General features: G+C 40.5%; 10 protein-coding genes and 1 pseudogene. 5 read left to right on the plus strand and 6 right to left on the minus strand.

Going from position 1 to position 24,453, the window contains the following annotated elements; translation table 11 throughout:
* The first annotated feature begins 135 nt into the window (after positions 1-135).
* Positions 136-3,312 (plus strand): PQQ-dependent sugar dehydrogenase, encoded by a 3,177-nt coding sequence (locus tag DZC72_RS14290; RefSeq protein WP_125223579.1) that lies wholly within the window; start codon positions 136-138, stop codon positions 3,310-3,312.
* Between the two features lie 219 nt (positions 3,313-3,531).
* Here DZC72_RS14290 and DZC72_RS14295 read toward each other — a convergent pair whose 3' ends face one another.
* Complete coding sequence (locus tag DZC72_RS14295; protein ID WP_262707265.1) at positions 3,532-4,383, minus strand: glycosyltransferase family 32 protein; 852 nt, start codon at positions 4,381-4,383, stop codon at positions 3,532-3,534.
* Positions 4,384-5,825: 1,442 nt separating this feature from the next.
* Entirely contained in the window at positions 5,826-12,164 is a 6,339-nt protein-coding gene (locus DZC72_RS14300) for a PKD domain-containing protein (RefSeq protein WP_125223581.1), read from the minus strand.
* Positions 12,165-12,382: 218 nt separating this feature from the next.
* On the opposite strand from DZC72_RS14300, the pseudogene DZC72_RS17830 reads away from it, so the two are divergent.
* The 4 genes and pseudogenes from DZC72_RS17830 (at position 12,383) to DZC72_RS14315 (ending at position 18,336) form a co-directional block, all read left to right on the plus strand.
* Positions 12,383-12,471 (plus strand): annotated as a pseudogene (locus DZC72_RS17830).
* Positions 12,472-12,879: 408 nt separating this feature from the next.
* The gene (locus DZC72_RS14305) at positions 12,880-14,436 is read left to right on the plus strand and encodes an FAD/NAD(P)-binding protein (protein WP_125223582.1); all 1,557 of its coding nucleotides are present in this window, start codon (positions 12,880-12,882) and stop codon (positions 14,434-14,436) included.
* Between the two features lie 94 nt (positions 14,437-14,530).
* Entirely contained in the window at positions 14,531-17,653 is a 3,123-nt protein-coding gene (locus DZC72_RS14310) for a PQQ-dependent sugar dehydrogenase (RefSeq protein WP_125223583.1), read from the plus strand.
* The gene (locus DZC72_RS14315; protein ID WP_125223584.1) at positions 17,650-18,336 is read left to right on the plus strand and encodes a hypothetical protein; all 687 of its coding nucleotides are present in this window, start codon (positions 17,650-17,652) and stop codon (positions 18,334-18,336) included. Before DZC72_RS14310 ends, DZC72_RS14315 begins: the two co-directional genes overlap by 4 nt.
* Positions 18,337-18,548: 212 nt before the next feature.
* Here DZC72_RS14315 and DZC72_RS14320 read toward each other — a convergent pair whose 3' ends face one another.
* The 4 genes from DZC72_RS14320 to DZC72_RS14335 all read right to left on the minus strand — a co-directional run bounded on the left by DZC72_RS14320 (position 18,549) and on the right by DZC72_RS14335 (position 24,446).
* Positions 18,549-19,733 (minus strand): OmpA family protein, encoded by a 1,185-nt coding sequence (locus tag DZC72_RS14320; RefSeq protein ID WP_125223585.1) that lies wholly within the window; start codon positions 19,731-19,733, stop codon positions 18,549-18,551.
* 122 nt (positions 19,734-19,855) lie between these two features.
* Positions 19,856-20,197, minus strand: coding sequence for a hypothetical protein (locus DZC72_RS14325; protein ID WP_125223586.1), 342 nt, complete (start codon positions 20,195-20,197; stop codon positions 19,856-19,858).
* Between the two features lie 94 nt (positions 20,198-20,291).
* The gene (gene bshA / locus DZC72_RS14330) at positions 20,292-21,431 is read right to left on the minus strand and encodes an N-acetyl-alpha-D-glucosaminyl L-malate synthase BshA (RefSeq protein ID WP_125223587.1); all 1,140 of its coding nucleotides are present in this window, start codon (positions 21,429-21,431) and stop codon (positions 20,292-20,294) included.
* Positions 21,432-21,536: 105 nt separating this feature from the next.
* On the minus strand, positions 21,537-24,446 hold the full coding sequence (locus DZC72_RS14335) for a glycoside hydrolase family 3 N-terminal domain-containing protein (protein ID WP_125223588.1): 2,910 nt from the start codon (positions 24,444-24,446) through the stop codon (positions 21,537-21,539).
* Between the last annotated feature and the right edge of the window lie 7 nt (positions 24,447-24,453).

Here is a 24,453-nt window from a genome sequence, read left to right on the forward strand (position 1 = left end):
ACAGGACCCTTTTAGATTAAAATAATTCAAACATAGCTATTCGTATTTGTTCACCAATTAATCTTCCATATTTGGTTTTTAACAGAATTTTATGGTAATTTTAGCACCTCCCCCAAATTATTAAAGTAAAAGTGTATGAGAAAATTTGCTTTGGGGGCTTTTTTGATTGTATTAGTTTCCGCAACTTATATAAGTTTCGCTCCTATATTTTATGAAGCGGGTCTAACCAACCCTGAGTCAGTAGGCCCTTTTTTAAACGGTAATTTTCCGGATAAAAGCGCATCGGACGAAAAATATCAAATTGCGTTTCCAAATCTTTCTTTTGATTCACCACTTACGTTTTCAACAATACCCAACACAAACAATCTTATTGTGGCACAACAGAATGGAATGATATTCCAGTTTGAAAACAACAACAACGTAACCCAAAAAAATATAGTGGCCGATCTTTCCAGTAAAGTTGGAGTTGTTTGGGACGGTGGTTTTTTAGGATTAGCAATTCATCCAGAATTTGGACACTTGAATAAAAACTATTTTTATATATACTACACTACAAAGGATGGTCAAGAGAGAAATTACCCTGATTCATTTGTTTCAGGTTTTGGCTGTAATAGGGAAGATTACTGGGGAGGTTTTTTGATTTTGGAAAGAATTTCGGTCGACCCTAATACGCTTACTCGAATCCCCGGGGAAGATCTTATAATGATAAAAAGACGAATGTTCAGCTCTACCCATAGGGGTGGGGGTCTTACCTTTGGCAACGATGGATTTTTATACCTGGCTACCGGGGACCAATCGGCTTATGCAAAACCCCAGGATATTACCACGAATCTGGACGGAGGGGTGCTGCGTTTGGATGTTGACCAAAATTCAGCGAAAAGTCATAACGTTATTAGAACACTTTCTGAAGGTGGCAGATTTTTAGATGAAATCTCCGGTATTGGATATGGGATTCCTAATGATAACCCATTTCCAAGCCCAGATGGAAGTCATTTTGAGGAATATTATTCCATTGGCCATAGAAATCCCCACAGAATGACCTTAGACAAGATTACAGGGTCTATTTTTATTGGAGAGGTAGGAGAAAACCGACATGAGGAAATTAACAGAGTAATAGCCGGAAAGAATTATGGTTGGCCAGTATACGAAGGAGATTACTATAGGGGAACTGCTTGTGTAGGACTTTTGGACGGCATGGCCCACGAATCTCCCCTATTAACTTTTCCTAGGTCAGACGCCAACGCAATTATTGGGGGATACGTCTACAGAGGGTCAGAAATGTCCCAATATTTTGGAAAATATATTTGTGCCGATTATGGGGTTGGCGAGGAAATTTGGGCCGTAGACCCAAATGATGGATCCTTCGAAGTAATCACACAATTTTCACCTACAAATATTATTTCCTTTGGTCAAGATCAACAAGGCGAACTTTATTTATTAAGTGAGGGAAACAACGTAAAATTGTACAAATTGACACAAGGAGGCCCTTTTCAAGGTAATTTACCGCAACTTCTTTCAGAAACCGGAGCCTTTTCAAATTTAGAAAACTTAGTTCCAAATGAAGGACTAGTTCCATACGATCTTATTGAATCATTTTGGTCCGATGGCGCTGAAAAGAAGCGATGGATGGTAATTCCAAATGACGGTACCCATGACCAAGTGGATGAACAAATTCAATTTTCAGAAAATGGAAATTGGGGATTTCCAATTGGGACAGTTTTGATCAAACACTTTGAACTTCCCTTGGATGCAAACAACCCCTCCCTTACCAAAAGATTGGAAACACGATTTTCAGTCAAGGCCAGTGATGGATCTTTTTATTTCGTGACATATAAATGGAATAATGAAGAAACCGATGCAGTATTGCTAAATTCTGGCTTGGACGAAAATATTGAAATCAGAAATTCCAATGGTTCTACATCAATCCAAAAGTGGACCTATCCCTCCACACAGGATTGTGTAGCTTGTCATAATCCTGCCACGGGAGGAAGTTTAGGACCAAGAACACGTTACTTGAACTCGCAATATACCTATGAAAAAACGGGGGTAAGGGCGAATCAATTGGTTACCCTTAGTCATCTTGGCATTTTAAATCAAGTGATTGATGATAGCAGGACTCAGAACTATCTAACTTATAAAGCACTTAATGATGGAAGTGCTACCCTTGATGAAAAAGCGAGATCCTATCTTGACCTCAATTGCGCCTACTGCCATAGGCCGGGAGGCACAGGTGATAGGGCACAATTTGATTTGCAATTATTCAATAGCTTGCAGGAGACAGGTTTATTAACCTCAGGAATCAACACCCCCCTTGGAATTTCAGGTGAGAAAATACTATATGCTGGAGACGCATCAAAATCAATATTGTATCATAGAATAAATTCTGATGACCCCTCAATAATGATGCCCCCAATAGCAAAAAACAAAATAAATGAAGAGGGGGTCGTTTTAATAGAAAATTGGATTAATCAAATGGAGTCGACTTCCCCTCCAAATCCTGTAGGCGACTGCAACGGCCAGCTCGCAGATGTCACGGAACCCGTGGGAAGCGGCACCATCACATCCAGGAACGACTTCGTGCCGGCCGAGGACAGGTTCAAGGCCTTCGACAACAAAAGTACGAGCGGGGACCACTCAAAATGGCTGGACGCCGGAGGCGTACCCTCATCGGCAAGCCCAAGCTGGATCCAGATAACCCTCCCGCAGCCCAGGCGCGTGGAACAACTGGCAATCACAAGTGCCAACGACGACTACGGAAGGGACCCAAAAGACTTCAGGCTAATGGCCTCCAACGGCGGAACCTTCGAAATGGTTGGCTCGTGGTCCGGGGAGGAGTTCGCACAACGATACCATAAAAGAACTTTCGACCTTTCAGCTCCGGGAACCTACACTACTTACAGGCTGGAAATAACCAAGAACGACCTGAACGCGGAAATGACACAGATCGCGGAGATAGAACTCATGGGGTGTGTGACAATGGAGACAAATTTAAGCGTAGGACTTTCGGCTAGTTTACAGCCTGAAAGCAATATAAACAATGCATCAAAATTTATCATAGCCCCTAACCCCCTAGGGATGGATAGAATTTTAACATTGTCCGTACCCCAAGGCATTACAAACAAGAAAAGATTACAAATCCTAATATTCACTATTAATGGTAAATTAGTCTTTAAATCAAATTCTTTTGCCCCAACCTTTGGGAATCATCAATTTTATTTGGATGAAACAATAGTTTCTGGAGTATATGCATTACAGATAACGGATGAAAAACAAGGTGAGACTTTTTTTTGGTCAAAGCTTGTAGTAAAATAGTCAGATTGTTTTATGGTCTTATTCTAAAATTCTTAAATAAAAAAGCAGAATTAATAAAGCTGATTATAAAGTTTTTATAAAAAATACATTATTCGATTTGCATCCTACTATTCTACTATAAAGAATAATATTTATAATCTATACTTTTAAGTTTGAATAGACCTATACAAAAGAAGTTTGATCAATTCCACCTATATTTCTAAACTAGAGTAAATTATATTAGTTTTTGCTCATATCCTTTTTGTGTTCAATCCGCTTGAAATACTGAAGAATACTATTTACCCATGGAATTGAAACCAATTTTTTTGTAGTGTCCGTTCCAATAAGCAATCTAATTTTCCTTCTTAACTTTGAAAAATAAGGGAGCCAAGAGCTGTTGAAATGATGTATTGTGTATGTGTTCTTAGTAGTATGAATTTTTCCTGTCTGCACATCCTTTGGGCTAAAATAATCAAAAGGGAAAAGATAAAATTTATCTTTATTTGAAAACAAATCCTTATTAATCAAATTTAACTCCTCATAGTGTAAGGGGATAAGTTCTTTATGGGTTAGTAATTGTGTTTTTAGGATGGTTGGTAAAATGGTCGTATCATAACTTCCATCACCCTTAACAAAGAGTCTATTATCGTAGTATTGCAAGCAGAGATCAAGCCATTCAGATTCCTTCTCTGCCCCAAAGACGGCTGCTTCGATAATATTGGCGTGTTCAAGACCTACAAAGTAAGGTAAGGATAATAAATCATCAAAGGACTTTAATACCTCCACATCCGTATCCAAATATATACCCCCATACTTTTTTACAGCAAAAAGCCTGACGATGTCTGAGGCAAAGGCATACTTTTTTCTTTCAAAAGCCTCTTTTGCAAAGGGCCAATCTTCTAAATTAAACCTCTTTGTATCCCAGAGCATAAACTTGTAATCAGGAAGCATTTTTTTCCATGAATCTATATTTCTTTTTATATCCTTAGGGAACTCCTCTCCACTTAACCAACAATAATGGATAATCTTTGGAATCATAATCTTTTCATATTTAATTATTTTATCCCGGATGTAATCACCGATGAAAAACAATAATAACCATAAACACTAATACGCACCCAATAAAAACGTTTAAATATCAAAATAAAAGGACTACGACATACCGGAGTTATAAAATCAAAATTGTTCGGTTAAAATTTAAATGCGAGATTTACAAAATCAGATTTACCACTTCTTGGCTATTTTGATTTCTCAAATAAAATACTATAAATAATTCGACATACTTAAGCGGACAATTTATTTACAAGAAACCACGGAAGCTGATTCCTTATGATATTTTTTCCGGATTCAAAACGGCCAGATAGTAACCTTTATTATACACATTTAAGAGAAAAGACATTTTAGCAACAATACTATATGCTACCTTGAGCGTTGTAAGTTTGTTTCGAAACCATCTAGAACAATGGTTGCATTCAAAAGCAGGATAGGACATTTGCACCTCAAGAATTCCATAAAGATCAGCAAACTTTCTAATGAAGATAAAAATAATGGCGTTAATGTTTTTCCAACTTCCAACATTAATCATAAGGTAATAATGTTTCCCTTTTATTGAATGTCAACTTCCTATCATTGCCGGTGAGGTATTTCAAAATAGTAAATTGGACTATTATAAGCCTCTTCTCAAATATGTCAAAAGGTGTTTGAAATAATCCCGTCAACGAGGAAAAGAAGGGGGCATACAGATGCATGCGATTATCAATATACTGGAGAACATACCATGTATTCTCCGTTTTCGAAGCTCAAATATACCTAAAGAAACATTTTATAAGAGATCTTTACCTGAAAAATGATATTTTGTGGTGTCTGACAAAGCATATAATGGATGAAACAAAAATTGCAATGGTCCTAATTTAATATCTACTGAGTACCCCACCAAAAGAGAAATGTATTCAATATAAGTGAAAAAGAGTCCGATTTGTTCCTTGCTATGGCAGTTTTGAAGAAGATACATCTATGTGTCAAAAATAAACATTCAGCAAAGAGGTATTGATTGTTGGGAGGGCCCACTATAAAAAGTATATACGTTCATCAGCAACCTTTTTGCAATGGAATCCGATAAAATAGCCACAATTTATAAGTATCGATTGTAGATAGAAATAATGCTCAATAGTTTCAAGAAGAACTTTCCGTTGAATTATTTTCATGTTGATAATCAAAACACCATACAAATAAAACTCTGTTTTGGGCTTCCATACAAATATTGATGCCATTGACACAATGCATTAGTAAAGAAAAAGGTCCTAAACTAAATTGGTCTCGATCGTCAGGTTCCACTTACTACTGTTATCAATTTAATCCAGTGTATAATTAATCCTAAATTATAACGAAAATAACCAACAATTAGACTACCAAAAAAAACAACCCTCAATGTTCCTTTGGACGGACACCTTATTATTTGAAAAAGAAAACTATTATAAAAAGGGCCGACCTTTACTTTAAGGCCAGCCCTTTTTAATCATTTTTATTAAGAAACTTTAATTTCGAATTACAAGCCTTCTAGAAACAGGCTCGTTATTATTGAACATGACGGTAACCACATAAACCTCATTTCTGTAAACGGATACAGGAATCCGAATCACATTCCCAGCCAATACTTCATTGAGGGTATATTGACGAATTAACCTACCCGACATATCATGTAGCATCACTCCAATAATTTCATCCATATCAAAATTGTCGCTCATTATTACCTCAACAAATTCACTGGATGGGTTTGGCGCCAACACAAATTCAAAAGAAGGTTCTTCCAAAGTTTCATTATCCTCGTTCACAACAATGGTCAAGGTTTCCGTGTCTGTAGTACCTTCTCCATCCATAATCGTCAAAACGACACTATATTCACCTACTTCTGTAAATGTATGTACCGGATTTGCTTCGGCGGAAGTATTTCCATCCCCAAAATCCCAGGCATATTGAATGTCACCCGATGAGACTGTTGATTGATCTCCTGTAAAGGTCACCTCCAAAGGAGCCACTCCCTCTGATACATCAGATGTAGCGATGGCAATAGGTGCCTGTCCGGTTTCGGCCACAGTTATCGTTATTGAATCAGTATCCTCAAGGCCTTCAGCATCGGTTACCCGAAGTACTGCAAGATACACACCGGGTGTGTTATAAATATGCGTAACGTTCGCCTCATTGAGTATGGTTCCGTCACCCAGATCCCATCTGTAGGAGACAACAGCATCGTCATCAATGGATTGATCTCCTGTAAAGTTTACCTGCAACGGTGCTGGCCCGGTTGTTACATTGGAGTTGGCAACTGCAGTTGGTGGTGCATTCAATGAAGTGACCACTATTTCTAAAGTATCGTTGTCCATTAAACCCTGATCATCCGTAACCGTAAGCGTTACCGTAAACGTTCCAGCCGTATTAAAGGTGTATACAGGGTTCGCCTCCGTAGATGTTCCACCATCCCCAAAGTCCCATTCAAAGGACTCTATGGTCCCATCATCCGTGGATTGGTCACTATTGAAACTTACCTCAAGAGGAGCATTCCCCTCAGTAATATCCGAGGTGGCATTTGCTACCGGTGCTCCAGGTGCAGGATTTACGGTTATTTCTATCGTCTCGGTATCCTCCTGTCCCGAACCATCGGTTACTGCTAGTATCACTGAATAAGTTCCCGCTATATTGAAGGTATGCACTGGGTCAGCTTCCGTAGAACTTGAACCATCACCAAAATCCCAGGTGTAGGTTACAACAGCGATGTCATCCGTGGATTGACTTCCCGTGAATTGTACTTCCAAGGGTGCATCGCCCTCTGTCACATTCGCCGAGGCCACGGCCACTGGAGGCATGTTGTCATTTACCGTAATCGTCACGCTTGCGGTATCCTCAAGTCCACCCTCATCCTGAACGGTAAGTTCAACGATATAGGTCCCTGGAATCTCAAACACTCTTGTTGGATTGGATTCTGTGGAAGTTCCGCTATCACCAAAAACCCAACTATAGGAAGTAATACCTTGATCATCAGTAGACTGATTACCTGTGAAATTAACCTCCAATGGCGCGATTCCAGTCAAAATATCGGCAGTAGCAACTGCAACAGGGCGACCATTCACGACTACTTCGATGGAATCGCTGATATCCGTGTAACCATCACCGTCCGTTACCGTTAAGGTTGACGTAAAAGTGCCTCCCTGGGTGTAGGTGTACACAGGATCGGCAGCATTTGAGGTATCGCCATTCCCAAAATCCCAGAGATAGGATACAATATCGTTTTTATCATCCGTTGAAGCACTTCCTGTAAATTGAACCTCAAGATCTACATTGCCTGAAGTTACATTGGCAGATGCAATTGCCTCCGGTGGGAAACCAGTAGGCAAGAAACGCCATCTAAATGCATCATCGCCATTATCTTGGTTCACGACCACATTTCCTGTCCCATCTACGGTTAGATAACGATTTGCGGTCAAAGCACTGATGATGTGATATGTTTCATTACCAGCTTCCACAATGGACCATTTTTGAGCATTGAAAATATTGGAAGTGTACGTCCACACATTAGCTCCAGCCGCAGTATTACCCAACTCAATATCGACATACATATCAGCATCCACCAATTTTAACTTGTACAGGCCGTTTCCATCATCAACCAATTCAAAATGTTGGAAAGATGATGCATCGTACAATTGTGTAAGCATATTCGTTCTCCATACCAATCCACCATTTTCGGGGGTTAGGTTATTTGTATTACCTACATTCTGTATCTGATAGATTCCAGGTCTTGGAGCACCATTGTCACCGCCATCATTATCATAATTTAAACCAGATAACAAATCCCCTACACCTTCATCATAGCTAGGATCGTTTATAGGCGCAACAACCAAGGCTTCAATTGTGAATTCCTGAACCCCATCAGCGACAGTGTCATCCACTCCTGTAACAGTTATTGTTTGTGGAATGTTCCAATTACTTGAATCAAAGCTCAATTGGTTCGTTGAAAGTGTAATTTCATCATCACCCTGGATTATGAAAAGACCAATATTCACCTGTGCCGTAGGCATTTCGTCCAAAACAACGGTAAAGGTATCCTCATCCCCATCCTCATCCGTGTAAAGGGTTTCGTCACTCATGGTTAGACCTGCATTGTTTAGGTTTTGAGTATCCTCAAATCTCCATTTGAACCTATCGCTACCGTCATTTATATTTACCTGAATATTTCCGTTGGGTTCTACTGTTAGATAATGCCCGCCACGTTCGCTAATTATATAATACGTACCGTTTCCAGCATCTTCCAAGGTCCATACCTGGGCCAAATTGGTAGTACTGTTGCTAAACGTATATTGCCATATATTTGTTCCTGCCGCAGGGTTACTTCCTTGTACGTCAATTGCCTTACCAGTGTGTTGGACAACAAAAGAATATAATCCACCTCCCATGAAAATCAGCTCAAACTGTTCGTGAGCATTACCTTCATAAGGACCTTCAAGAACATTAGTCCCATCTGGAATACCCGCGTTCAAGACTTCCATGGAAAGCCCTGTATCCTCATTAATGATTCTGTAGATACTTGGGGCAGGAGGTCCTGCGGCACCACCATCATCATCTTCATTATAACCACCAATAGTTTCCGAAAAACCGGCATAATCAGGATCACTCTGTGCATTAACTATGTCAACTTCAATACCATAATATTGAACCCCATCAGCTGCACCGTCATTTTGCCCAAAAACCGTTATCAATTGTGGTTCATTCCAGTTTCCATTCGTGAATGTCAATTGATTTGTAGAAAGGGAGAATTCATCCAAAGCACCAGTTCCTTCCAAGGAAACAACTACATCCGTATCCGGTGCCGATTTTAATCGTATGGAAAGTTCATCATTCGTACCATCCTCCCCTGTAATAACCAAACTTGGAGTCACTTCAAGACCAATGGTCAATGGAGGGCTGGTAGGCCTAAACTCCCAACGCACAAAATCACTCAAATCATTTTCAAGGACCCGAACATTTCCGGTGGCATCCTGACCCAAGAAATATCCAGAAAGTTTACTAATAATATTGAAAGTACCATCACCGGCATCAATAATTTCCCAGGTCTGGGAGGGAGTTAGATTCCCTTGAAACTGCCATACATTTGCGTTCATTGCAGTGCTACCCCCTTGTACATCCGCATATTTATTACTGTGCAGTACTCGCAATTGGAAATCACCTGCAATAGGTTCCTCCAAGGCAAAATGCTGCTTGGGAAGGCCTTCATATCCAGCCCCGGCAATATTTGCTCCATTAGGCTGGGTACCATCAGGCACTTGCAAGGTTTCGCCAGTCGCCCTATTCACAATTCTATAATTTCCAGGTGTTGGAGGATTTGCAGGAGGCTGCAATTGATTAATCCAAGCCTCTAATAAGGCCACACCTTCCGTATCAATAATACCTTTGGCCACGGGAGGCATTTTCACGCCAGGGGTCAAACTATTTGCCCTATGGTACAATTGGGAATTGGCGGCATCCCCTGGGACCACTATATAATTAATGGTCGGCTCCCCTGGAATATTATTCCCAATGGTAGTCAAAACTCTTGTTTGTGCCAATGAATTTGAAAGACGCAAATCAATGGGTGATGCATTGCCCGTAGCAGGCTGATGGCAATACGCACAGTTATTGTCCAAATAGGATCGCGCCCTTTCGTCCAACGAGGCGTTTAGATCATCCATTGCCTTATGGGTTAAATAACCAGGCGTATCCAAATCTGTAATAGTTTGATTCAATATTCCCAGAGCACTTAAGGTAACCAATTGGTTTCCTACCGTACCACTCTTTTCGGCATAGTCAAAATCCTTGTTCAAGAAACGGGTTCTTGGCCCTAAGGAGCCACCAAGTGCCGGACTGTGACATTCTATACATTGGGCGTTATTTGGATATAACCAATTAACGTTTCGGGTTCCACCACCACTGGTGGCAACCGAAATCGTTGCATTATCACCTACCGTCATATCCACCAATGTGGCATCCGTCTCGGTGGCGTTCCACTTATAGGTAAGGAAATAAAACTGTCCGTTGGTTCCCTTAATAGAAAATCGGGTCTCAATTTTTCGTGTAACATTGGGATCGGTGTCATCGATTGGATAATTAAAATGTTTTACCAAAACTGAACCAATTGGAAACTGCCAGTCACCATTTTCAGACCATTGAATTTGTTCTGCAGCACTATTGTGCGAACCATCATTGGGTATAGCCATCCAACGACGTTTGTAAGCGCCATCTGACCAAAAGGGATCAATCATTTCATAAGGAATAAACCCTTGTGTGACCGTCAATTCACCAATATCAGAAAAATCATTATTAACACCTGTATTAAAAACCCCCGTTTCTGAAAGTAATTGCGGCGCTCCGTTGGTATTAATCGACTCCGTTAACCGGAAGATACCACTATCTCCACCAGCGCCTAAGGTCAACATATATAATTCTCCATTCCTGTCCTGACCAAAAGAAATAACCTGTCCAGGCCCCACACCTAAATTTTCCTTGGCACCACTCTGGGTGTTGATGGCAAACATCTGATTAGTCTGATAATCAGCGGCGATATACCTACCCTGAAATTGGGCAATGGACCCGCGATATACATATCCTCCAATAATCGAGCCAGCTTCCGATCTCACAAAATCCGTGAGCGGACCTTCATGCGGATTGTTATTATATAACTGTGTTAAAGCAGGTGTACAATTTGGATTGAAATTGGCATTACCTTCCCAAAGGGGCCAACCATAATTTTTTCCAGCGGTAGAAGGTGTATTTCTTAAAACATTAATTTCTTCATGGGTAGATTCCCCTACTTCACCAATATAAAGGTCACCAGTAGCAGAATCCATAGTCAAGCGGTGCGGGCTTCTATGGCCAATGGTGTAGTATTCCTCAAAAACAGGGGAAGTAGTATTTCCTAATGGTACATTATACGGGTTGTCATTAGGGATGAAGTAAAAGGCACCGGACATTTCCAAACCTGCACTTGGCAGAAAGCCCGGGGTACCGGGATTTGTATTACCTACTCCAGGGTCCTGTAAAAATCTTTTGGGGGCATGACTTGTAGCTCCACCGATCATATCCACATCCAATCGTAAAACGCCACCATCCAAATTGTTGGCTATATCCTGTGCGCTGGCATAGGTAGCTTGATCTCCCGTAGTCAAATACAAGTATCCGTCCATACCAAAGGTCATACCTCCCCCTCTATGAGTGGTGTTATACAATTCCCTACGAATCATCATCTCTCTACTCCCAGCTACAAAGGCCATGGTTGCAGGATTTACCCTAAATCGTTCCAATATCAAATAATTGCCACTGAAATCTTCCTTATTGCAACTAAAACCTTGTCCAGTTCCCAAGCCATTGTTTGCTGCATTTGTTGAGTAATAAGCAAACATTAAATTTTTTGTAGGGTCCACACCAAACTGCGGATGGATGGCCAGACCTAAAAATCCACCATCCCAAACAGCTCCTTCGTTCCGATCACCAACCTCGGGTGCCCAGTTCACAATTAATTGTTTTTGATTGGTGGCATTATCCGATCCAATTGCATAAATTTCGCCGTTCAGTTGAGCCACTACAATCCTTGAATTGTCATTGGGAACAGGTAGAAAGGCAATGGGCGAATCAAACGTTATATTGGGAAATGCCGATTCAAAGGCAGGTGTTCCAACGCCTCCAGGTGGAAAGGCCGTGTTTCCGCCTAAGCTAAAAGGTTCCGGATTGGTCATACCTGGCCCCATAAACATGGGACCGAAACCAGCTATTCCTGCCGCCAAACCCGTGAAAGCAATGAAATAGATGTATTTTCTTATTGTTTTGGAATTCAAAGTGTAATTTTTTTTCATAGCATTTTGTCAATGGTAATAGTAATTTGAGCCTACAAAAGAAAACATTGTTTTTCCGACATTAGATAAATATCGTCAAATGACCCTATAAAAACGATTAATTTCAACGCCGCAAATTTACGCGAAAAGTATATGCTAAATTGTTAATAACGAAGGCAAAAAAATAGAATTATCAACAATATTACCAGTATTTGCGCGTTCTTAAGGGAACAATATGGGGAGGAATGGCAGAGTGGCTTATTGCAAACAGTAACCTAGTTACTGTTGGGGTTCACGCCCCCGAGGGTTCGAATCCCATCTTCCTCCGCAAAAGAAACCCACGACGTAAGTGTCGTGGGTATTGTGTTTCCAAATGAGTTGCAAGCAAACTTGCAAAAGTATTTGGAAGCGCAGAACGGGCAGGCAAAGCTTGCGTGGGTTTCATGCTTGCACAGGATTCCCTTTTCGGCATGTTGGGACAAAATCCCTTCTCCATACCAAAATAAAAACCTTCTGGTTTTATTTTTTTGGTTATTCACATCCGTCGAATGTACTAAAGGGGTACTCAATTTTTTTATAAAACAGGCATCCAGACCATTTTAGGTTGACTTCATAGCGAATCCCTTCGGACAATGGTAAATGAACGGGATTTTAAGTGAATTGGTCAATTTTTAATGGAACAGTATGGTATTTACCTCTTAAATGAAGATCTTTATAGAAATTATAGATTACAAGTATGTCCAGAAAAATCGCATTCGTTGGTGCAGGCATAGCCACTAGCTATACCCTAATACCTTTTTTAGAGCAGTGGGAAGAAAATTCCCTAGATCACTTAGAGCTCTATATAATTGACAAGAGCAATGATTTTTTTAAGGGTATGCCCTATGGGGAACGTTCCGGGAAATCGGTACTCTTGATCCAAGACCTTAAAAACTTTATCTCAGAACCTCAAAGAACGCATTTCAAAAATTGGTTGAATGAAAATATAGATGGATTGGCACAAGAGTTCGTGGAACATGGCGGACACTATGCTTCAGATTGGGTGCGAAAAAACAATGCCACCTATATTAAAGGTGATTGGGACGATCTTTATATTCCCCGTTTTTTCTTCGGCAGGTATATCGAACAAGAGGTGCTGCAGAGGATAGAGAAACTAATGTCAAAAAATTGCCTTTCAGTAAATTATATAAAAAAGGAAATTGTTAAAATCACTAGGCAGGGAGAAAATTTTAGATTATTTTTTGATGATGGGACGCATTTAGATGTCGACAAAACAGTTCTCTCCATTGGTTCCTTGCCTTATAAGCAACTGTATGAAAAGCCCATTTTGAATAAAGAAAATGCCCTATATATAAAAGAACCTTATGGGGTTGGGATGGAAGAAAATATGACGCAAATTGTAAATTTCGTAAAAAATAGAAACAAAAAGAACCTCCCAACAAAAATAGCCGTTTTGGGCGCCAATGCCAGTGGATTGGAAATGATCTATAAAATCTGTGATAAATTACCCTTGGAAGAGTACCAAACAAGCTTTAAGACCTTGTCTTCCCATGGGGTTATGCCCGACGGAACGGTAGACCATGAAAAAGCAAAATCCTTTGAGCCAAAGCATTTGATCGCTTTGTCCCATAAAAAAACATTAACTGCCAAGGAAATCTCCGAGGCCGCACATAAGGATATTGATGCAGCAGAATCCCTTGAGATCGGAGCTGCCACTTCTGTGGGAATTATTTCAAAAGGTTTTGGTGCATTATTACCAAGACTAGATGAGGGAGAACTTTCAAATTTCGCTTGTTTTTACGGAAATCAAATAGGACGAAGACAACGTTGTGCCGGAAGCCACTACCTTTCAGTTGTTGATGAGCTTTCCAAAAGGAATCGATTTTCCCATATCAAGGGCAGATTCGTACAGCTTCAAGAAAATGAAAACGGATTGGAGGTTAGTTATACTAGTACCGATATTAATTCCGGGAAAAATACGGGCAAGGAAGATTTTAACATTGTGGTAAATTGTCTAGGAAGTGTCAACCTGATGGCAGATGACCTTTCACCCTTCTTTAAAGGCTTGATAGCAGATGGACTTTGTACCCCAAATCCTTCACAAATAGGATTCCATATTGACAAAAAAATGCAGGCGTCCAAAAACCTATTCGTAGCAGGACCCTTATTGGCTGGAAACCAAATTGAGGACAAAATATTTTGGCATTTGGAGCATTGTGTACGAATCATTTGGTCCAGCAATGTACTGTCCAAAAATCTTTGGGCCAGTTTGACCGAAAAGGTGGCCGTATAGACCGTTCTTCCTTTTCGAGTCCATATTTTATGGATTTGAAGTAGTCAAATGTCTGAGACTTTGTATTTTTGAGGTTGTGAGAATAAAAAATTTCATGACCCCAACATCTGTTTCTAAGTTCCAACTTGTCGTTCTTCTGCTATTTGTAAGCACCTCATTTTTCGCCCAGGTTACCTATGAAAATGCCTTTCCTAACCTTTACTTTAATTTCCCAGTGGAAATGCAGGCACCACCTGATGGGAGTAACCGATTATGTGTTTTAGAACAGCCCGGAATCATTAAAGTATTTCCGAATAGTCCTTCCATCTCCCAAAACGAAGTGGCCACATTTTTAGATATTTCCAACAAAGTGGCCTATAGTTCCGGGCAGGAAATTGGCCTTTTGGGCCTTGCCTTTCATCCACAGTTTACATCAAATGGTTATGTCTTTGTTTACTTTATAGATAGACCGAATAATTACAGGATCAATATCGTTAGATACACCGTATCCCAAGAGAATCCAAATATTTTAGATGAAACCTCCGAGTTTGTTATTGCACAATTCCAAAAAAACCAGAGTGACTCCAATCACAACGGAGGAAAAATCGCCTTTGGTCCGGACGGATATCTGTACATTTCCATAGGGGATGGCGGAGGGGGCGGAGATCCCCAAAAAAACGGCCAAAACTTAAATACGGTATTTGGTAGTATTTTAAGAATCGATGTAGATATTGATGGCGATAATCCATTGGAAACCAATCCTGAACTACCCAATGGAAATTATGAAATCCCAAGTGACAATCCTAGGGTAGGACAAGCAGGTTTGGACGAACTCTTTGCTTGGGGCATACGAAATACTTGGAAGTTCTCCTTCGACGAACAAGGTAGACTATGGGGAGCGGATGTTGGTCAAAATGTATTCGAGGAAATCAACCTGATAGAAAAAGGCGGAAATTATGGATGGAACAGATTTGAAGCGGAAAGCCAACCCAGTTATGGCTCAGGAACTTCATTGGTTACCACGCCGGATAGTAAGCCGCTATTTTATTATGATCACAATTCTGGGGATGTTTCCATTACCGGAGGTTATTGGTATAAGGGCGGCCTTCAGGATTCCCGCATGCAAAATGCCTATATTTATGGGGATTATGTTTCAGGAAGGGTCTGGGCTATGCGTTACGATGAAGCCTCCAATACCGTGACCAATGAACTTCTATTCAAAACAAACGGCACGTATATCTCATCTTTTGGCGAAGACGAATCGGGAGAACTTTACTTTCTTGGCTATTCAAATACCGCCAGAATATATCGATTATCAGGGAATTCTTCAGAACCGGAAACTATCCAAGTCAATGGTGTAGGTAATTGGACCCCTTTGGATGCAGGAACCAATGGCACCGTTGAGTGTTTGATAACCGACAGTAATGGAAATCTGATAATTGGCGGTAATTTTAGCAACGGTGGGGGTGTAAGCGTTGGAAATTTGGCGATGTACGATTCCAACGGTAACTGGAGTGCCTATACATCCGGCTCCAATGGCCCCATATTGGATATGGCCCTATCTGCTAACGGCAATCTTTTTGTAGCAGGTGATTTCAGTGAAATTGGTGGAATACCCGCGAATAATATTGCATATTATAATGGGGATAATTGGAATTCATTGGGAAATGGAACAAACGGACCTATTTCCAAAATTTCCTTTGACAAGAGCGGCTCCGTTCTGTACGCCGGTGGTGTGTTTAGCAATGCGGGAGAATTGACGGTAAATAATATCGCAAAGTGGGAAAACGGAAATTGGCTAGGTCTAACAGATAGTAGCACAGGTATAACTGGAACCAACAATGAGATTAGGGCTATTGCCTTTGACGAAGAAAACAACTTGTACATTGGCGGAAACTTTGATTTGGCAGGGGGTCTAGGTGCCAATAGAATTGCGAGATGGGATGGCACCAATTGGTATCCGCTGGGAACTGGCACAAGTGGTTTTGTTCAGGCTATTATTATAAACAATGGTTTTGTCTACGCTGGCGGAAACTTTGTGAATGCCGGTAACAAACCAGTACGTAGAATAGCCAGGTTTCATCTTCAAAACCAGACATGGGAGGCCTTGGGTGCTGGTATCAGCGGTAATGTCAATGATTTGAATTGGTACGACGGACAACTTTATGTTACCGGAACATTTGAAACGGCAAGCGATATTTCTACAGAAAACAAAGTGATGAACAATGTTGCCAGGTGGAACCCTACTCTTGGCTGGGAAGCATTGGGGCCCGGAATGGACGTTGGAATAGACAATAGAGGTAATTCCCTTTATTATATTGAGGAAACCAAGGAATTATTTTTGGGTGGGAATTTTGGCCGTGCCGGTAATAGTTCCAATACAAACAACATTGCAATATGGTCGCTTATGGATACGGATGGGGATGGGGTTCCAGATACCGAAGATGAATGCCCTAATACTCCACAAAATACGACGGTTTCCCAAAATGGCTGTCCCATACCTCCCACAACAAATACTCCTCCATTTCCATCCGATCAGTTCACCCTAAGTACATTTAAGGTATCCTGTCTGGGGACGGCAACCGGAAAATTATCGATAACAAGTAAGTCCAGCGGCAACTATCAGGCCGTTTTATCTGATGAAGAAGGTTCTGAGAGCTTGAATTTTAATGAAAGTATTTCCTTTACAGACCTTGCATCGGGAACCTATAATGTTTGTCTAAATTCAATTGATGGGCAGTTCCTTGAAAGTTGCTACACCATAACTATTGGAGAACCTGAACCCTTATCGGTATCCACTTCCATGAACTTTATTGATAATACAGTTTCCGTTTCTGTCACAGGCATTTCACGATTTAGGGTTCAACTAAATCAGGAATTTTGGGAAGAGGTAGAAAATGAAATTACCCTTCCCCTAACCCAAGAGGTAAACAATCTTACCATCATATCGGAAGAAGGTTGTCATGGTTCTTATACGGAGACCATACTGATGGAAAATGCCATAACCGCTTATCCAAGTCCATTTACCGAACAATTGGAGCTATTTCTTAACAATTTCGAAGGTAAAAAAGAGGAAATTTTGGTTTATAATACTTTAGGACAAATTGTATTCAGTGAAACACTACCTGTTTACAACAAAACCATTAAATTAGACACCTCACAATGGACGGATGGGCTTTATGTCGTTCAAATTGGGAATGGTATGAAAAAAAGGATAATCAAAGTACTAAAATCATGAGGAAAGTCGCATCTTTAATGATGATTGCCCTCTTTCTTGGAAATTGTTCAGCGGACAGCGACCTAGCCGAATTATTGGGTCCGAGCATTAACATTGAGCTTACTTTTCCAGAAAATCTTTCGGAATGTACGGAAGGAACTTTGGTTTCGGAAACAGAAAGTGAATTGACATTCCTTTGGGAGGGTATTGATCGCGTACAAACCTATAAAATGACGCTTACAAATCTCAACACCTCCAATATCCAAGAATTTGAAAGTGACCAACCGCAACTTAATGTGCTCTTAAAGAGGGCTACCCCATATTCCTGGAGTATTTCATCAGCATCCAGCCCCAATAAAATCCGAAGTGAAACTTGGTCTTTTTACAACGAGGGTCCTGGACCTGAATCTTTTGTTCCTTCGCCTGCTACGGCGATTTCGCCTGCCAACGGAGCTTCCATCTCAGCGACCGCAACTACAGTAAACTTACGATGGAATGCGGAAGATCGAGATGACGACATTGTAGGATATGATCTTTATTTTGGAGAGGACAATGACCCTGCGTTATTTGAATCGGATTTGGAAAATGACCAATTCCTTGGTATTCCTGTGGCTGCGGGTATAACGTATTATTGGAAAGTGATCACGAAGGACAGTCAAGGGAATGAATCCATTTCCCCTATTTTTTCATTTACCGTTGGATAATATCACTTATAAGTAAGATTTCAGTAACATAAAATTTATTCTTGTTTATAAAATAATTCTACCGGACATAATCAGCAAATAACAAAAAACAAGGCGCCTTTTATCTTTAGGTTTTAGATAATTCTTTGGATAAAGTTTCAATTATATTTATTTCAAAAAAAGAGCCGGATCATTTTAAATAATAATCCGGCTCAAATTTTTCAACGACTAGGTTAGAACTCTATAATACTAAACTGTGATCTTCTGTTCTCCTGATGCTTTACCTCTGGACATTTTACCCCATTGCCACATTCGTTTGTAAGCTGTGATTCTCCCTGGGCCTTTCCAACCAAACGATCGGATGTAATTCCCAATTCATTTAAGTAGTTGACCGTTCTTTCCAATCGTCTTTCAGATAACCATTGGTTAAATTCCTCGGGACCCCTAGCATCCGTATGGGCAGAAATCTCCAATTTGACGGTTTCATGTTCTTTGAGTATGGCTGCAAGTTTATCCAACAATTTCTTATCCTCATTTGTCAAATACGAGGAATTAAACCTAAAATATACTCGCCCTAGGCCGTCTATTTGATCTTGAATCGCTTTTTGCTCCGCCTCTTTTTTATCCCTAGCGGCTTTTTCCGCGGCGGCCAGCTCGGCAGCCTCCTTTTCCTTTTGAAGTCGCTCCGCCAACAAAGCTTCCTCTTTTAATCGATTGACTTCGGCAATGGAATCTGCCTGCCGTTGTTTTTCCTTTTCAATGGCCGCCAACAATTCCTTCTTCTCCTCGCCCCTTTTTGATAGTCCCTTTTCGATACCAAATTGGTAAACGACCCCAGCGGCATGTTGAATGTGATTGCTTGCCCCATCCGACTGGCTCATCGCCCATTTACCGGACGAGTTGAAATCCAAGCCCCATCTATCCGAAAACCAAGTTCTAAAACCAACTATAGCGTTATAAGTTCCCCTTCCCAAATTATTGGCATCGGTATAACCCGCCCCTATACCTACGTATGGGTCGAACCAGCCTGTCTCACCAATTATTTTGTTCAAATCGTAGGTAATTCTTGCATCAATGGCATAATAGTCGATATCTTCAGGATTCACTTGCCCATCAATAATTTTGCCCTCTTTATACTTGTTCAAAGTCCCTATGGCCTCTATACCTAGTCCACTTTTGAAATATCTACCCAAGCTAATTCTGGAAGGGTAAGGCAAGATATTCCACTCATCACCAATATTGAAAAGTCCGTCAAAGACGTTTCCAGAATCATCTACGGCATTGAATCCAACGCCTACCATCCAAGAACTCTCTACAATACTGTCCTTTGAGGTTATTTGAAGTTCTTCTTCCTGCCCGAAAGACGTATTTACTACGACAAGAATCGCTACTACTAAGAATAAATATTTGGTTCTCATGTCCATTGAATTTGGGTATTACTGCGTAAAACTAGTACAATATTGGCTAGTTTTCAAAAAAGTCCTTTGTAAGGTATTTTTTATCGTTTGATAGATGTATTCCTATAAATATCCGATGTAATCTATTGGATTTTTAAGCTCTTCGTAGTTTTAGGAATGGTATAGATAAAGAAAGGTGTCAAAACAGCGGTTGTTTCATTTCTAGAATTTGTCTTTATCTTATTAAACAATAATGTTTCATTGGATGATATTCCTAAGGCTATATCGGATTTATTATTGGTAGAAGTTCCTTTTAACCGAAGGAGAACCGACTTTGTTTCAAAGTCGATATCCGGAATGGGAATCCCTGGCTTTCTGGTCTTATTGATCTGTCCAAAAAATTCTTCAAATGCAACCTGATCATCAATTTTAATCAACTGCTCCTTTTCTACACCACTGTAGTCCCCACTTAGGATAAGTTCCATTTCATTATTTTCATCATTATCTTGCAGCACATTTTCTTTACTCTTGCACGAATAAAGGCAAACGACAAGAAATGAAAAAATAAAAAAAATGTGCCTAGACATTTTTCAATCGGCTTTTATAAGCGCTTTCGTAGACCTTCTCGTACAATGGCAACACGTTTAATATATCGAACTTTTCAGCTTCCTTAACGGCATTATTCTTGAATTTTTCCAAGGTTTCATCATCTTTTAAAATAAAGATTGCATTCTCCGCCATTTCCTCTATATTGCCAATATTGCTTAAAAATCCCGTCAAGCCATGAACGTTCACTTCCGGTATTCCACCGGTATTGCTTGAAATCACCGGTACTTTATTGATCATCGCTTCCAAAGCCGCTAAACCAAAGCTCTCTGTTTGGGAAGGCAAAAGAAATAGATCAGAAAAGCAAAGTATTTTGTCAATTTCATTACTATTGCCCAAAAAGATAACTTTATTGCCAATACCCAGATCTTCACATAACCTTTCGGCCGCTTCCTTTTCAGGGCCTTCTCCTACCATAATCAGTTTTGAAGGAATCCTTTCTTGAATCTTATTGAATACCTTGATTACATCGGGTATACGCTTTACTTTCCTAAAGTTGCTAATATGGGTAATAATACGTTCATTGTCCTTTGCCATGGCCGACCTTTGGCAATCCGTAAACGTATTCTTGTATTTGTTTTTGTCTATAAAGTTGGGAATGACCTCAATCTCGTTCTTGATATCGAATATTTCCAAAGTACCTTGCTTTAGGCTTTCGGACACAGAAGTCACCACATCGGATTGATTGATACTGAAATTCACCGCTGGCTTATAAAATGGATGTTTGCCCACGAGGGTTATGTCCGTACCATGAAGCGTAGTCACCATCGGAACATAAATCCCTTCCTCTTCCAACATCTTTTGGGCCATATATCCCGCATAGGCATGGGGAATTGCATAATGCACATGCAATAAGTCTATATTGTACAATTTTATGGTATCCACCAATTTGCTTGAAAGTGCCAATTCATAGGGTTGATAATGAAATAGCGGATATTCTGGCACATGGACTTCATGAAAGTAAATATTGTTGTTCAAAAGTTCCAGTCGCACCGGTTGCCTGTAGGTGACGAAATGGACCTCATGCCCCCTATTGGCGAGCGCAATTCCCAATTCCGTGGCCACTACACCACTACCGCCAAAAGTTGGATAGCATACAATTGCAATTTTCATTCGTTCTAAATCTATGTATTTATTTGGTCAGATTTAATGAACCATTGCAATCATGAAGGGTATCAAGAATTGCACCGGCTCACTTTACATGTACAAAACTACTCTTTAATTTATAATGGAATCGTAAATAGCCTGTTGAATACGGGTTCTTAACCCAGATTTAACTAAAAGCGTGTTTGAGGCCGAAGGATAGGTCCTGTTAGATAAAAACACATACACAATTTCTTCTTCCGGGTCCGCCCAGGTATAGGTTCCCGTAAACCCGCTATGACCAAAACTTTTTCTAGAGACACAACCACATGTAGGACCACTGTGTTCCAATTGGGGCTTGTCAAATCCTACACCCCTTCTAACATTTTTATCACAAAAATAGCAAGTATTGAATTTTTTTACCGTTCTGGAATCAAAGAACTTAGTTCCCCCGTAATATCCGTTCTGTAAATACATCTGCATAATTTTAGCCACGTCGTTGGCATTGCTGAACAGTCCCGCATGACCTCCTACTCCACCCTGCATAGCTGCTCCCATGTCATGAACATAGCCTTGTACCGTCTGATACCTGTAATAATTATCCTCTTCGGAGGGAACTATCTTGTTCTTTGGAAACTTTTCCAATGGGTTGTAGGTAGTACGGTCGGCCCCTATTCTACTGTACAGAAAATCGTTCGCTAATTCATCCAATTTATCGCCATAGGTATCCTCTACATACTTTTTCATTACGTAATATGGCACATCACTGTAGCGATATCTGTTGGATTTTAAATCCTGTCTTCCTATCCTATCATAAATGGAATCATTGTAGGCATCTGTCAAATAAAGATTTTCCGCCACCTTTACAGAGAAACCTGAAGTTGGTTGGCTCCTGTAAAATTCCTTGGAAGGTTTCCTGTTTTCATCCAAAGTACGGACATAAAAAGGAATCCAAGCAGGCAACCTTCCATAGTGAGACAAGGCCTTTAATACCGTTACATTCTTTATTTCGGTATTGGAATACTCAGGAACCAGTTCCTCAAAGGTATCGTTCAGCGCTATTTTACCTTCTTCCTCCATTTTCATGACCATGGGCAAAGTAGCCAAAATTTTGGTCAGGGAAGCCAAGTCGTAAATGTCGTCATTGGACACGGCAACCTGGGAATCGTACGTAGGTTTCCCAAAACTTTTGTTATATACCACTTTGCCATGTCTAGCGACCAAAACCTGGGCACCGGGAAACATGAGACTGTCCAGTCCATCTTGAACTAATTTGTCCACTTTTGAAAGACCCTGGGAACTAAGACCAACCCTTTCTGGAAGACTATATCCCAACCTACTTAACGAGGACAATTGTATGCCCGTTCCAGCCTTAAATTCAAAACCTCCACTCACAGGTAGCTTACCGGAGGCATGAATTGCCCCAAAAAGTAGCTCTGCCGTCTTTTTTTGGGCAATAGCGCTATTTTGATAAGATACCACCACAGCGTCAATATTTTGGAACGTTGAAATATCCGAAAGTGTATAAGGCTTCGCAAAGACGGTTAAAATCAGGTTTGAAGATCTTAAATTCGATATTTCCTGAAGCCAAGCCAATTCCTTATCCGTAAACTTATAGGCTTTCCAAGGGCTCTCATTGCTTTTATGATGTCCAATGATGACCAAATTATAATCTTCCAATTGCCTTTTTAGTGATTCTATGTTATCATCGTTGACTTGGGTGACCTTGGTATATTTATTCAATTCCTTAATAAAGGAATCGCTTGGTGCATCCCCAAATTTCACATAGGCTATTTTCTTATTTTCCAAGTTTTTGATGCCAATCAAATCAAACCGATTTTTCACTACCGTAAGGGCGTTCTCAATAGCTTCCTCATAGAGGATATCATCTTCTACGGTATTTAAATCTTCATAGAGATTTTCCAAGACTATCGGTCGATAATCGTTGAGGCCTACCTTATATTTCGCCATTAAAATCTTCTTCACGGATTGACCTAGCCTCGCTTCGCTGATCCTGCCCCGATTGTAGCTTTTGATCAGTAGGTTCTTGGCAGCCTCAACATCCTGAGGCATTAAAAGTATGTCATTACCAGCATTGAAAGCAGCCAATTCGACCGCTCCCTCGGTACCGAATTTTGTTGCCCCCTTCATGTTCAGGGCATCCGTAAAAACAAGTCCTTGAAATCCCAGCTCCTCCTTGAGTATGCCTGAAATGATCTGTTCCGATAATGATGACGGTAATCCTTCCCTTATCTCCATGGAAGGCACTTCCAGGTGCGCCACCATCACACTGCTCAAACCTTCGTTGATCAATTTTTTAAAGGGATATAGTTCTAGACTATCCAAACGTTCCCTGGAAAAGGGAATAACGGGCAAATCATGGTGTGAATCCACCTCGGTGTCGCCATGACCTGGGAAATGCTTGCCGCTCGAAAGTACACCGGCACTTTCCATGCCTTTCATAAAGGCAATTCCCTTATTGGCGACCAGTTGACGGGTCTCTCCAAAGGATCGGTTCCCAATTATAGGGTTTTTAGGATTGGTATTGATATCGATATCTGGTGCAAAGTTAATATGTACCCCTAGACGTTTTGCATGCTCCCCTACCCTGTAGCCTACCTTTTCGATGATTTTATCATCCTGAATGGCACCTAAGGTCATGTTCCATGGAAACGCATAGGTTGAGTCCAAACGCATGGCCAGGCCCCATTCGGCATCCATTCCTACCAACAATGGGAATTTCGAAATTGATTGGTAATCATTACAAAGTTTAGCCTGCCGCACAGGCCCTCCCTTAGAAAATATGATACCACCTATTTTTTGATCTTTTATAAGCTGTTTGATTCGCTCCTTTTCCCCATTGGTTGGATTTGAGGTTACCATTACCATGAACAATTGACCTATCTTTTCCTCCAAGGTCATATTTTGGTACTGCTTTTCCACCCAACCTGCCTGTGCCAGACTATCTGAACTAACCAATGGGTTTTGTCCAAAAGAGGTAAAAGAACCAAAAAGAAAAAAGAAAAGTCTAAAAAAAAGCTTCATGTGTTTT

The organism is Maribacter algicola, from assembly GCF_003933245.1.
GTDB lineage: Bacteria > Bacteroidota > Bacteroidia > Flavobacteriales > Flavobacteriaceae > Maribacter > Maribacter algicola.

Coding starts and splice junctions, on each gene's coding strand:
- DZC72_RS14320 (WP_125223585.1), bottom strand. CDS start 19,733: ATGAGAACCAAATATTTATTCTTAGTAGTAGCGATTCTTGTCGTAGTA.
- DZC72_RS14310 (WP_125223583.1), top strand. CDS start 14,531: ATGACCCCAACATCTGTTTCTAAGTTCCAACTTGTCGTTCTTCTGCTA.
- DZC72_RS14315 (WP_125223584.1), top strand. CDS start 17,650: ATGAGGAAAGTCGCATCTTTAATGATGATTGCCCTCTTTCTTGGAAAT.
- DZC72_RS14325 (WP_125223586.1), bottom strand. CDS start 20,197: ATGGAACTTATCCTAAGTGGGGACTACAGTGGTGTAGAAAAGGAGCAG.
- DZC72_RS14290 (WP_125223579.1), top strand. CDS start 136: ATGAGAAAATTTGCTTTGGGGGCTTTTTTGATTGTATTAGTTTCCGCA.
- DZC72_RS14335 (WP_125223588.1), bottom strand. CDS start 24,446: ATGAAGCTTTTTTTTAGACTTTTCTTTTTTCTTTTTGGTTCTTTTACC.
- DZC72_RS14300 (WP_125223581.1), bottom strand. CDS start 12,164: ATGAAAAAAAATTACACTTTGAATTCCAAAACAATAAGAAAATACATC.
- DZC72_RS14305 (WP_125223582.1), top strand. CDS start 12,880: ATGTCCAGAAAAATCGCATTCGTTGGTGCAGGCATAGCCACTAGCTAT.
- bshA (WP_125223587.1), bottom strand. CDS start 21,431: ATGAAAATTGCAATTGTATGCTATCCAACTTTTGGCGGTAGTGGTGTA.